This window comes from Mesorhizobium silamurunense (assembly GCF_014843825.1).
In the GTDB taxonomy this organism is placed as follows: Bacteria; Pseudomonadota; Alphaproteobacteria; order Rhizobiales; family Rhizobiaceae; genus Mesorhizobium; species Mesorhizobium silamurunense.
Window position 1 is genome coordinate 1 of the sequence record NZ_JHQR01000048.1, and the last position, 11860, is coordinate 11860.

An 11860-nucleotide genomic window follows, 5' to 3' on the forward strand; every position below is an offset into this window, starting at 1 on the left:
GTGGCACCATCGGCGTCGTGCTGACCGGCTGGACGCTCTCCATGGTGGCCGGCGTCTCGCTGTCGGCGGTGCTTGCCGACCTCATCCACTGGCGCGCCGTCTTCGCCGCCGTTGCACTTCTGGCTGCGGCAGCCGTCGCCGGGTTGGCTGTCAGTTCGCTGCGCGACATGACGAAAAACGGCCCTGCGCCTTCGCCGCTTGGCGCGCTCGCCGTGCCCGGCATCCTGCCGCTGCTGGTCGCCTGCGGCGCCTTCATGACCGCCTTCTACGGCGTCTACGGCTATCTAGGCGATCACCTTCACCAGGGCCTCGGCGAGCCGGTCAGCGCCAACGGCCTTGCGGCGGTCGCCTATGGCCTCGGCTTCGGCGCGGCAGCACTGCTCGACGGCGTCATCGACCGCCTCGGCGCGCGGTGGGTCATGCCGTTCGCCTATCTCCTGGTGGCTGCCGTCTATGTCGCCATGGCCCTGGCAAGCGGCGGCTTCGGTCCGCTGATGGCGACCATCGCCATCTGGGGCCTGGCCAACCATTTCGGGCTGAATGTCCTGGTCATGAGGCTGACCGCGCTCGACCCCGCGCGGCGCGGCACCATCATGGGCCTGAACAGCGCGGTCACCTATCTCGCCGTGACCGTCGGCACCGCGGGCTTCGGCCCGCTCTACACAAGCCTCGGCTTCGCCAAATGCGCCCTGATCGCCGCCTTGCTGATGCTGGTGGCGGCATCGGCCGCGGCATGGCGGCAAGCTAGTGCCGTGCAATAGGCTTGCGTCTGCGTTCGCTCCTTCGCTAAGGCTGGCCTCCGAACCGCACGGAGCCACGATGAAGACGACGCTCGAGATCACCGACGAGCCCCTACCGCAGGACCTCGCCCGTGTCGGCGAGGGCTTGACCGCTTTCAACGACCACGATGTCGGAGCCTCAGGCCGCAAGTCGCTGGCCGTTTTCGTTCGCGACGATGCCGGCGCGATCGTCGCCGGCATTTCCGGCTACACCGCCTGGGGCTGGCTCTACGTGCAATGGCTCTGGGTCGACGAAAAGCTGCGCGGCCGGCGCATCGCCGCCAGCATGCTGGACGCCGCCGAACGGGAAGCTCTGGCGCGCGGCTGCCAAGCCGCCTGGATCGACACTTTCAATCCGACCGCGGCCAAGGTCTATCAGCGCCAAGGCTACCAGCCGTTCGGCACGCTTCCCGACTTCCCAGTCGGCCGCAGCCGCATCTTCCTGCAGAAGAAGTTGCCTTAACCCGCGAGCTTTCCGCCGCGCATCGGCCGCGGCACCCCGGTGGTGCTCGGAAAGCTGATCGGCAGCCCGCGCAGCACGCGGACCGCCAGGAAGGCGAAGCACTCCGCTTCCACCGCGTCGCCCTTCCATCCGAGCGTCTCGGCCTGCACCACTTCGACGCCGGCGCGGCGGCCGAGCATCGCCATCATCGTCGGGTTGCGGCGGCCGCCGCCGCTCACCGCCAGCCGCTTCGGCCGGCGCGGCAACAGGTCGAGCGCCTTGCCGACCGCCGAGACCGTGAAAGCCGTCAACGTCGCCGCTCCGTCCTCCACGCCAAGCCCATCGGCCATCGCCGCCGTGAAGTCGAAGCGGTCGAGCGACTTCGGATAAGGTTTTGTCAGATAAGGATGCCGCAGCAGCCGCTCGAGCCTTGCCTCGTCGACGGTGCCCGCAGCCGCCAGCTTGCCGTCTCGGTCCATCTCGCCGAGACTCTTCGACTTGATGAAATCGTTGACCGGCGCATTGGCCGGTCCGGTGTCGAAGGCAACGATATTGTCCTTGCCGTCCCACCAGGTGATGTTGCCGACGCCGCCGAGGTTGAGCACGGCGGTGTCGCCGCTGGAGTCCGCCTCCTTGAGCAGCGCCGCGTGGTAGGCGGCGGCCAAAGGCGCGCCTTGCCCGCCGGCTGCCACGTCGGCCGAGCGGAAATCATAGGCGACCTTGGTGCCGAGAAGGGCCGCCATCAACTCGCCGTCGCCGAGCTGGCGGGTCCTGCCGATCCGTCCCGGCTGCGGGGCGCGGTGCAGCACCGTCTGGCCGTGGAAGCCGACGACGCCGATATCGGCCATGGTCAGCCCATAGCTTTCGACAAGATGCTTGACCGCGGCCGACTGCGCGCGCGTCAACGTTTCCTCGGCCTCACGGAAGATCGCTGGTTCCGGCCCATCAAAATTCCAGGCACGCGCCTGGCGCAGCGTCTCTTCCAGAAGCGTGCGGATCGATTGCGGGTAGGGGGCCAGAGTATAGGTGCCGAAGTCGGCGATGCGCTCGCCGTCGGTCTTGATCAGCGCCACGTCGATGTTGCCGTCAAGCACCGTGCCGGTCATCAGGCCGACGGCCCAGATTGGTTCCATGGTCGCTCCTCGAATCGCCGTTGGTTCACGTGTCGGACGGATCGGCCCGACAGGCAAGTCTTTAGCGGGTGCCAGGACCTCTCACCCTATACCGCCAGCTTTTTGCGTCGGACGCCGAAATTGGAGCAACGTCGTTCTTGCCTCTTGCCGCCGAAGGCGCGAGCCTGTGCGACCATCGGCATCGGCCGAACATCGAAGGACACAAGGAGGAACGAGATGGCAGCCAATGTCGCAGTGATCGCAGGTGCAGGGCAGGGCCTCAGCGCCTCGCTGGCGCGGCTCCTCGGCAAGGAAGGTTTTCGCGTCGTCCTTGCCGCCCGCAACATCGACAAGCTCGCCGCGCTGGTTCAGGAGACCGGCGCGCAGGCGGTGGAGACGGACGTGTCGGATGCCGCTTCCGTCGCACGGCTGTTCGAGGTCGCCGACAAGGCCGGCCCGCTCGAAATTGCCGTCTTCAATGCCAGTGGCCGCACGCGTGGCCCGATCGCCGAGCTCGATCCGGAGGCGGTCAAGCAGGCCCTGCTCGTCGGCGCCTATGGTGGCTTCCTCGTCGGCCAGCAGGCGGCGCGCCGGCTTCTTGCACGCGGTTCCGGCTCGATCCTGTTCACCGGCGCGACCGCAAGCCTCAAGGGGTTCTCGGGCTCGGCCGGTTTCGCCATGCCGAAATTCGGGCTCCGCGGGCTGGCGCAGTCGATGGCGCGTGAGCTTAGCCCGAAGAACATCCACGTCGCGCATTTCATCATTGACGGCCAGATCGAGCCGCCCGCACAGGCAGCCGACCCCGACCGTCCTGATCGTCGCCTTTCGCCCGACGCGATCGCCGAAACCGACCTCGCGATCCATCGCCAGCATCGCAGCGCCTGGAGCTTCGAGGTCGAGCTCAGGCCATGGGTCGAGACATTCTGACGGCGCCAAGTGTTCTCCCTGAATGGCATTATGAGCCGCAGACCGTTCATGCCATTTATTCGTCAAACCGCTTTATCCCTCGCAGAGTCAGTGTGTTCGTGGAGGCGTTCGCATCGCACCTTCGGAAACTCGGATAGATGAATAGAAAATCGTTCTTCCTGGCGCCTTCGACTAAGGGCCGTAGTTGGCTCGCACCAATTCGGCTATCAGAACAGGATATCGGCGGCGGGATATGAGCCCTGCCTTCGTGCAAGCAGCGAGTTTCAGGAGCGCGTCGACAGCGCGATCGCTCTCAAGGCCGGGTCGATCGCGGAAGCAGCTGCCGAGACCGAGCGCGCGCTTCATCTCGCGCAATTGGCCGGCGCCGACGCCGCCCTGCTCGGCTGCACCGAACTGTCGGTGGTGGCCGCCGGTCTCAATGACACGAACGGATTGATCGTCATCGACAGCAATGCGGCTTTGGCGCGGGCTTGTCTGACGCGATTGGGCTTTGGGACGCAGGAAGCCGGAGGCCTGTCGACCATGTCGCCGCTGCGGGAACACGATGGATTGCCCTGGCCCGCTGCGCAGCGGGCTTCATAGGCGCCGCAGCTTCGACCTTTCGCCACGCCGAATGTCTGCCCGACGGCGGCCGGCGTTCTCCAAGTCATAAAATCTTTGAGAGAATATTTTCCGCCTCCCGTTCGATAGGAAATGAGCTTCTTTGCCCAGCCGGGCAGCATTGGTGATGCTGGCATCAAGGCTTCGCACTCCGCCAGGCCGAAATGAATTCAGGATCGCAAGGAACGCATCATGTCCGACCTCGGCAACGCTTCAAAATCTCTCGTTACGTCAATCACCAGGCGCGCCGGACTTGCCGCGCTTCTCGCCGCGACATTCGCCGTCATCGGCCTCACTGCGCCCTCTCCGTCCTTCGCCGACGACAAGAAGGCGATCAAGGTCGGCATCATCAGCGGCGAGGATGAGGACGTCTGGCGGGTCGTCACCGCCGAAGCGGCCAAGAAAGGACTGACGATCGAGGCCGTCGTATTCAACGACTACACCCAGCCCAACGAGGCGCTGGAGCGTGGCGAGATCGACGCCAATGCCTTCCAGCACAAGCCCTATCTCGACAACCAGATCAAGACTCAAGGCTATCATATCGTCCCGGTCGGCTATACCGGTGTCTGGCCGATCGGCCTCTATTCGAAGAAGCACTCCAAGGTCGCCGACCTGCCGGAAGGCGCCGTCATCGGCCTGCCCAGCGATCCCTCCAACGAAGGCCGCGCGCTGCATGTGTTGGAGCATGAAGGCCTGATCAAGCTGAAGGACGGCACCGGCATCCTGGCGACGACCGCCGACATTGCCGAGAACCCGAAGAAGCTCGAGATCAAGGAGCTCGACGCCGGTATCGTCGGCCGCTCGGTCGACGATCTCGACGCCGCTGTTGTCAACACCGACTGGGCGCTGAAGAGCGGGCTTTCGCCGGAAAACCGCATCGCGCAGGAGCCGGTGGCCGACAATCCCTACCGCAACTTCATCGCCGTCAAGGCCGGCAGCGAGAACGAGCCCTGGGTGAAGACCCTGGTCGCCTCCTACCAGAACGAGACGGTGAAGGCCGAGTTCGACAAGGTCTACAAGGGCACCGGGATCAGCGCCTATTGATCGGCGCGTGGCTGGCGGGAACTGGCGGTCCGCTCCTGAGCGGACCGCCGTCGCGTTTGCGCGACGCAGAAACGGAAGTAGAGATGAACCAGCACGTCACGGCCGATATCGCTGATCCGGTCCACATCCAACCCAAGGGGTTGGAAGATGTTGTCCGCCTCGTCGATCTGAAGCGCCGCTTCGGCGCGACGGCGGCGCTAGACGGCGTCTCGCTCACGTTGCGGAAGGGCGAGGTCCTCGGCATCATCGGCCGCAGCGGGGCCGGCAAGTCGACGCTGATCCGCTGCCTGAACGGCCTTGAGCGGCCCGATTCCGGCGAGGTCTTCATCGAGGGCCGTGAAATCAGCGGTTTGAGCGAACGCGACTTGCAGCCGCTGCGCCGCCGCATCGGCACCAGCACTTCAACCTTTTGTCGGCGAAGACCGTCGAGGAAAACGTCGCGCTGCCACTCAAGATCGAAGGCCGGCCGCGTGCCGAGCGCCTGGCGCGCGCGGCTGAGCTGCTGCAGCTTGTCGGCCTCTCGGAGAAAGCCAAGGCCTATCCGGCATCGCTGTCGGGCGGGCAGAAGCAGCGCGTCGGCATTGCCAGGGCGCTCGCCGCGCGACCGGCGCTGCTGCTTTCCGACGAGGCGACGTCGGCGCTCGATCCGGAGACGACGCGCTCGATCCTGGCGCTGCTCAAGGGCATCAATTCCAGGCTCGGCCTCACCATCCTGCTCATCACTCACGAAATGGAGGTGATCCGCTCGATCGCCGACCGCGTGGCGGTGATTGATGCCGGGCGGATCGTCGAGGAGGGCGCCGTCTGGCAGGTCTTCGCCAATCCGAAATCCGAGATCACCCGCAGCCTGCTCGGCGCGATCCGGCCGCAACTGCCCCCCGAGATCGCCAGCCGGCTTGCTGCGGGCGAGGGCGCGGAAACGATCCTCAAGGTCGATGTGGCCGGTGAGGCGGCGCGCGGTCCGCTGCTCTCTGACCTGAGCGCCGGCGTGCCTGCGCCGTTCCGCCTCGTGCATGGCGGTGTCGATCATGTCCAGGGACAGCCCATCGGAACGCTGTTCCTCGCCGTCTCCGGCGCCGACGCCGCGCTCCTCGCACAGACAATCGCATTACTGAAAGACCGCGGCGCGCGGGTGGAGGTCCTTGGCAATGTCGCCCGTCCTGTTTGAACTCCTGCTCCGCTCGATCTGGGAGACCGTGCTGATGACCGGCGCTTCCGGCCTCATCTCGCTGGTCTTCGGCTTGCCGCTTGGGCTGGCGCTGGTCGCCACTGATCGCGGCGGCATCGCCGAAAACCTCTGGGTGAACCGCATCCTCGGCGCTGTCATCAACGGCTTCCGTTCGGTCCCCTTCATCATCCTGTTGGTGGCGCTGATCCCGGTGACGCGGCTGATCGTCGGCACCTCGATCGGCACCTGGGCGGCGATCGTGCCGCTGTCGATCGCGGCCACGCCCTACTATGCCCGCATCGCCGAAGTGTCGCTGCGCGAGGTGGATCACGGCCTGATCGAAGCGGCGCGTGCGATGGGCGGCAACCGTTGGACGATCGTCCGCGAGGTGCTGGTGCCGGAGGCGCTGCCCGGCATCGTCGCCGGCTTCACGGTGACGCTGGTGACGCTGGTCGGCGCCTCCGCGATGGCCGGCGCCATCGGCGCAGGCGGACTTGGCGATCTCGCCATCCGCTATGGCTACCAGCGTTTTGAGACCAGCGTCATGATCGCCGTGGTCATTGTCCTGATCGTGCTGGTCTGCGGCATCCAGTGGATCGGCGACCGGCTGGTGGCGCGGCTGGATCATCGCGGATGAGCGACGCGCAGCAAGCGGTGGTCGCATCGAACGTTATTTGCCGCAAAGCCCGTGAATTGAGCGCCGGCTTGCTCCGTTCGCAATGAGATTGGTTGGTGCGTTTCTTCACCCGCAATGCCGCGCATGTCATCGTGCGACGGGGCGCCAATTGCCGCAAGAGGAGCCAGTCCATGGCCAGAATAATTCCGGTGCTCGATCTCGATCGCTTGGAACAGGGCGCGTCGGAACGTCGGACTTTCCTGTTTGATCTGCGAACGGCCGCCCGCGATGTCGGCTTCTTCTATCTCAGCGGCCACGGCATAACCCAGCCGGACACCGACGCGGTGCTCAATGCCGCGCGACACTTCTTTGCCTTGCCGGAATCCGACAAGCTTGGCATTGAGATGGTGAAGTCGCCGCAGTTCCGCGGCTATACGCGCGCCGGCGGGGAACTCACCAGGGGCAAGGCCGACTGGCGCGAGCAGCTCGACATCGGCGTCGAGCGTGCGACCATTTCGCAAGGACCGGGCGTGCCGGCCTGGACGCGGCTGCAGGGACCGAACCAATGGCCGGCGGCGCTGCCTGAATTGAAGCCGGCGCTGCTTGCCTGGCAGGCCAAGGTGACCGATGTGGCGATCCGCCTGCTCAAGGCTTTCGCCCTGTCGCTCGACCAGCCCGAAGACGCCTTCGATCCGATCTATCGCGGCGAGCCCAACCACCGCATGAAGATCGTGCGCTATCCCGGCCGTGACGCAACCGGCGACGACCAGGGCGTCGGCGCGCACAAGGATGGCGGTTTCCTGACCCTGCTGCTGCAGGACGAGAACAAGGGGCTGCAGGTCGAATATGACGGTAGCTGGGTGGATGTGGATCCGATCCCGCGAACGCTGGTGGTCAATATCGGCGAGCTGCTGGAATTGGCCTCGGACGGCTATCTGAGAGCAACGGTGCATCGCGTCGTCACGCCTCCGGCCGGCGTCGGGCGGATTTCGGTTCCCTTCTTCTTCAGCGCCCGCCTCGACGCGACGATTCCGCTGCTGGACTTGCCGGAGGAGCTGGCGGCCGAGGCGCGAGGCCCGGCCAGCGATCCCGACAATCCGCTGTTCCGCAACGTCGGAACCAATGTGCTGAAGAGCCGGCTGAGGTCCCATCCCGACGTGGCGCGGCGGCACTATGCCGACCTGTTGGAAAGGGCAGCGGCGGCTGGCTGAGCTTTGCCGCCGCCCGGGCGATATTTTTTCGCGTTTTGGCCAGTTTTTGGAATTCTATTCGTCGCAAACCGGCCGGCCAAGGCCCAAATAACGGGTGTTGTCCGGTGTTTTCCTCCCATTGCGCCGGACGATGTTTCCCTCTGAAGGTTATCACCTTCATTCTTGGCCGGGCCGCTTTCGAGCCCGGCCTTTTTCTTTTCCAAGCAATTCCAGGAAAAGTGCGAAACGGTTTTCCGTCCGGACGACGTCCTTACCCGTGATCGCGCCGTAGCGTGTCTTGCCGCCGGCGGTGAAGGTGGCGTCTGGGGAGATATCCGGCAGGACTGAGGGGCGCGACGGAACGCGATCATCGAACAGAATTATTACGGCGCGATGATCGGCGGGGCTGCTGGGTCGGACTGGCGCGGCGTCGGTATCGTTGATCGGTTAATATATGAGTTACATCTTTGCGACCGAATGTCAGGCGTCGTTCTCTATGCGGATGCAGCTTCCGGGGGTGGAATTGCCGCTCTCGGCAAAACCGCAGATACAGCTACGATCCGAGCGTTAAAATTTGCCGCAGGTTGTATTGGTTGGATTTTCGGAGACCTGAATTGCTACCGCCCAACACCCGCCGTTCTTTGCCGATGGCTCTTCTGCGTGCCCGAGAAATGATCATGGCGCATTTTCGGCCGATGCTTGCCCGCCACGACATCACTGAGCAGCAATGGCGCGTGCTCCGCGTGTTAGCCGAAACAGGACCGCTGGAAGCGACCGAGCTCGCCAACCGCGCCTCGATCCTGCCACCCAGCCTCACTCGCATCATCAGGGCGATGGAGGAGCGGGAGTTCATCATCCGCAACAAGGTCAAGGACGATGGCCGCCGCGCGCTGCTCGCCATCAGCCTCGCCGGTGTGGCGCTAATCGAGGAACTGGCACCTGAGCGCGCCGCCATCTACGACGCGATCGAAAAGCGCTACGGCGCCGAGCAGTACGAGCACTTGCTCGACATGCTGGAGAGCCTGATCCGGTCGGAGACGCCATCCGAGTAGGCTGGCCGGCGGAGACCGGGCTTCTCGATCATCGGCAGGCGACGACGACCTGGTGGCTCGCGCCGCTGTTTCGGCAGCGCTACCTGCTGTGCTGCTCGATGAATTCCGGATGCTGATGCCGACGGATATAGGCGTGACGGCAGGCGCCGCGATGGGGCATCTCGATCTGGCGCCGTGGCTGATACGCAAGGCCAGCCCCGAGCTGGCCTGCCATTCGACATGAGGAGTGCATAAGAACCCACTTCCAATGTATCAGTGCATGGCCAGGTGTTTTCATCGTTTGGACGGAATCAACGACCCGGTTACGTCAAACCAAATGCGCGCTGAAACGACACCGGAGCGGGACGCGTTACGGCGGGAAAGCGAGCTGAGATGGAGCATCAATCATCAATGTCGCCCGGTGACTCGCCGCGTCGGCGCACCAGCTTCCTGCGCACTTTGGGACCCGGCCTCATCACCGGCGCGGCGGACGACGATCCCAGTGGAATCGCCACCTACAGCCAGGTTGGCGCGCAATTCGGCTATACCCTCTGCTGGACAATACCCTTCAGCTATCCCCTCCTGGTCGTGATCCAGGGGATCAGTGCGGGCATCGGCGCCGTGACCGGTCAGGGCATCGCGCAGAACCTGCGGCGACACTATCCGCCGTGGGTGATGCGTTTTGCCGTTCTCCTGTTGCTCGTCGCCAACTTCATCAACATCGGCGCCGATCTGGCGGCGATGGGGGCGGCGTTGCAGCTTCTCGTCGGTGGTTCTCAGTTCCTCTACGCCGCCGCCTTCGGATTGCTCTGCGCCGGTCTTGAGATCTTCGTGGCCTACAAGCGCTATGTGACCATTCTGAAGTGGCTAACCCTCTCGCTGTTTGCATATGTCGCGGTGGTTTTGGCCGTGGACGTGCCGTGGGCAGTGGCGCTGCACGGCGCACTCATTCCGCAATTCGCCTTGGATCGCGACCATGCCATGGCCCTGGTGGCTGTTCTCGGCACGACGATCAGCCCCTACCTCTTCTTCTGGCAAGCCGGTGAGGAAGTGGAGGAACTGCATCGTCGCCACCTTGTACGGCTCAGCACCCATCCGCGTACGGCAGGTGCCGAGCTTGCACGCATTCGAACGGATACGCTTTTTGGCATGACATTCTCCCATCTCATCGCTCTCTTCATCATCATCGCCACCGCAGCCACGCTCCACGCCAGCGGCACGACGCAGATCGAGACTTCAGCGCAGGCGGCAGAGGCGCTCCGGCCGATTGCCGGCGAAGTTACCTTCGCTGTTTTCGCCGCCGGCATCATCGGTACCGGCATGCTGGCCGTTCCGGTTCTTGCCGGCTCGGCTGCCTATGCCGTGGCGGAGATGTTCCGCTGGCCGGAGGGGCTGGATCGGCAGCCCCGTGAGGCCAAGGCGTTCTATGCAACGATTACCGCAGCGACCCTCGGCAGTGTTGTAGTTAGTTTTACCGCTCTCGATCCAATCCGCGCGCTCTACTGGACAGCGGTCATCAATGGCATACTTGCGGTCCCGCTGATGGCAATCATGGTGATGATGGCCAGTAGCCCGCGCGTCATGGGAAGGCTCACCGCGCCGCGGTGGATGGTCGTGGTCGGATGGCTCGCGGTCCTGATCATGGCCTTGGCCACGATCGGGTTCTTCGTGCTCTAACCTAATGCATGTCGCCCAGAAGTGTGCAGCGGTTCTGGGGCAACGACATGCATCAAACAAAGACTTAAAGCGCGTCGACTGAATCCGTTTCAGCGCGACGCGCTTTAGGTCGCAGCGAAAAGCGGTTCGTGGAGACCGTTCCATGCGCTATAATACAGCCAATTGCTGTCATATTCGCGAGAACGGGCATCAAGTCGAGCTGCTGGATAGCGCAGCGCTCGCATCCGATTTGAAGCTCGGACACTTCGACGCGTTCGTCATTGCCGCGTCGGTCCACCAGGAGCACCATCAGGAAACCGTCACGAACTTCGTATTTGCCCATCACGAACCGCTGAACACCAAACCTTCGGCCCTCATATCCGTCAGTCTGTCGGCGGCGCTGGAAGACCAAAAGACAGAGGCTCAAAAATACGTGGATCGCTTCGTCTCCGTGACAGGGTGGCAACCACGCATGACGCTCCTCCTCGGGGGTGCTTTGCGCTTCACCAAGTACGATTACTTTCAGGAGCAGTTCGTCAAATTCGTCGTCATGAAGAGCGGCGGTCCGAGCCTGGAGCGCGATCACGAATTCACTGACTGGAACGCACTCGCTAGCTTCACTGATCGATTTCTTGAGACGGCCGGCTAAACAAGGAGGTGCCTGAGTCCGGCGAAGCTTGCATCGGCCCACCCCTTGGCCGTCCTTGCCGGCGTGGCGCATGGAACAGTAGCCCCCGCGAGCGATCGCGAATTTCAGTGCAGGAAGTCCGTTTCCGCGGGCATCGAGATGCACAGAGTGAAGCTCGCTCTTTCACCAGGGGAGTCCCGTGATCATCAGTGAGATGAATGCCCAAGAATGCAGGACGCACCTGGCCGCGAGCAGGGTCGGGCACCTCGCTTGCGTAAGAAACGGGATGCCGTACGTCGTGCCAATCAGCTTCGTTTACGAGAACAGCCACATCTACAGCTTCTCCCTGATTGGTCGGAAGGTCTGGGCGATGCGAGGACATCCTCAGGTTTGCTTCGAAGTCGACGAGATTCGCAGCCCTCGCAGTCGGTGGAGTGTCATTGCCTTCGGTCGCTACGAAGAACTCTCCGAGGCGGGCCTCCGGCAGAATGAGCGCGACCATGCATGGTCGCTGTTGCAGAAGGCGCGCCCCAATTGGTGGGAACCTGGCGGCGAGACGCCTCACTCAGAGGACAAGGTGGCCAGTCCGCCTCATCTCTTTTTCCGCATCAACATCGAAAAGATCTCTGGCCGTCGTGCGCTCGTCTGACCGGCCCCGGTCTTCATC

13 protein-coding genes and 1 pseudogene are annotated in these 11860 nt (G+C 63.9%); 13 read left to right on the top strand and 1 reads right to left on the bottom strand.

The window, feature by feature from the left end; translation table 11 throughout:
- Positions 1 to 761, top strand: a 761-nt coding sequence (locus tag DH10_RS05060) for an MFS transporter (protein WP_192384368.1), incomplete at its 5' end; no start/stop codon positions are given.
- A gap of 58 nt (positions 762 to 819) precedes the next feature.
- Positions 820 to 1242, top strand: coding sequence for a GNAT family N-acetyltransferase (locus tag DH10_RS05065; protein WP_192254585.1), 423 nt, complete (start codon positions 820 to 822; stop codon positions 1240 to 1242).
- On the opposite strand, the gene DH10_RS05070 is transcribed toward DH10_RS05065, so the two are convergent.
- Positions 1239 to 2354 carry an anhydro-N-acetylmuramic acid kinase gene (locus tag DH10_RS05070; RefSeq protein ID WP_192254587.1) on the bottom strand — a complete coding sequence of 372 codons (1116 nt, stop codon included), beginning with the start codon at positions 2352 to 2354 and terminating at the stop codon, positions 1239 to 1241. The genes DH10_RS05065 and DH10_RS05070 overlap by 4 nt on opposite strands.
- 216 nt (positions 2355 to 2570) lie before the next feature.
- Here DH10_RS05070 and DH10_RS05075 point away from each other — a divergent pair, with 216 nt between their 5' ends.
- From DH10_RS05075 to DH10_RS05125, 11 genes and pseudogenes are all read left to right on the top strand, one after another.
- Positions 2571 to 3260 carry an SDR family NAD(P)-dependent oxidoreductase gene (locus tag DH10_RS05075; RefSeq protein ID WP_192254589.1) on the top strand — a complete coding sequence of 230 codons (690 nt, stop codon included), beginning with the start codon at positions 2571 to 2573 and terminating at the stop codon, positions 3258 to 3260.
- 216 nt (positions 3261 to 3476) lie between these two features.
- Positions 3477 to 3842: an aspartate/glutamate racemase family protein gene (locus DH10_RS05080; RefSeq protein WP_312891314.1), complete on the top strand. Its 366-nt coding sequence runs from the start codon at positions 3477 to 3479 to the stop codon at positions 3840 to 3842.
- Positions 3843 to 4052: 210 nt separating this feature from the next.
- Entirely contained in the window at positions 4053 to 4904 is an 852-nt protein-coding gene (locus DH10_RS05085; protein ID WP_192254591.1) for a MetQ/NlpA family lipoprotein, read from the top strand.
- Positions 4905 to 4987: 83 nt separating this feature from the next.
- Positions 4988 to 6072 (top strand): annotated as a pseudogene (locus DH10_RS05090) (methionine ABC transporter ATP-binding protein).
- The gene (locus DH10_RS05095; RefSeq protein ID WP_192254595.1) at positions 6053 to 6709 is read left to right on the top strand and encodes a methionine ABC transporter permease; all 657 of its coding nucleotides are present in this window, start codon (positions 6053 to 6055) and stop codon (positions 6707 to 6709) included. Before DH10_RS05090 ends, DH10_RS05095 begins: the two are co-directional and overlap by 20 nt.
- Before the next feature lie 170 nt (positions 6710 to 6879).
- Positions 6880 to 7899, top strand: coding sequence for an isopenicillin N synthase family dioxygenase (locus DH10_RS05100; protein WP_192254597.1), 1020 nt, complete (start codon positions 6880 to 6882; stop codon positions 7897 to 7899).
- Positions 7900 to 8525: 626 nt separating this feature from the next.
- Complete coding sequence (hpaR, locus tag DH10_RS05105; RefSeq protein ID WP_192254701.1) at positions 8526 to 8930, top strand: homoprotocatechuate degradation operon regulator HpaR; 405 nt, start codon at positions 8526 to 8528, stop codon at positions 8928 to 8930.
- 52 nt (positions 8931 to 8982) lie between these two features.
- Positions 8983 to 9153 (top strand): type 1 glutamine amidotransferase family protein, encoded by a 171-nt coding sequence (locus DH10_RS05110; protein ID WP_246506401.1) that lies wholly within the window; start codon positions 8983 to 8985, stop codon positions 9151 to 9153.
- A 167-nt stretch (positions 9154 to 9320) separates the two neighbouring features.
- Positions 9321 to 10586 (top strand): Nramp family divalent metal transporter, encoded by a 1266-nt coding sequence (locus DH10_RS05115; RefSeq protein ID WP_192254599.1) that lies wholly within the window; start codon positions 9321 to 9323, stop codon positions 10584 to 10586.
- Between the two features lie 142 nt (positions 10587 to 10728).
- Positions 10729 to 11214 carry a flavodoxin domain-containing protein gene (locus tag DH10_RS05120; RefSeq protein ID WP_246506402.1) on the top strand — a complete coding sequence of 162 codons (486 nt, stop codon included), beginning with the start codon at positions 10729 to 10731 and terminating at the stop codon, positions 11212 to 11214.
- A 178-nt stretch (positions 11215 to 11392) separates the two neighbouring features.
- Positions 11393 to 11842 (top strand): pyridoxamine 5'-phosphate oxidase family protein, encoded by a 450-nt coding sequence (locus DH10_RS05125; protein ID WP_192254601.1) that lies wholly within the window; start codon positions 11393 to 11395, stop codon positions 11840 to 11842.
- Positions 11843 to 11860: the final 18 nt, after the last annotated feature.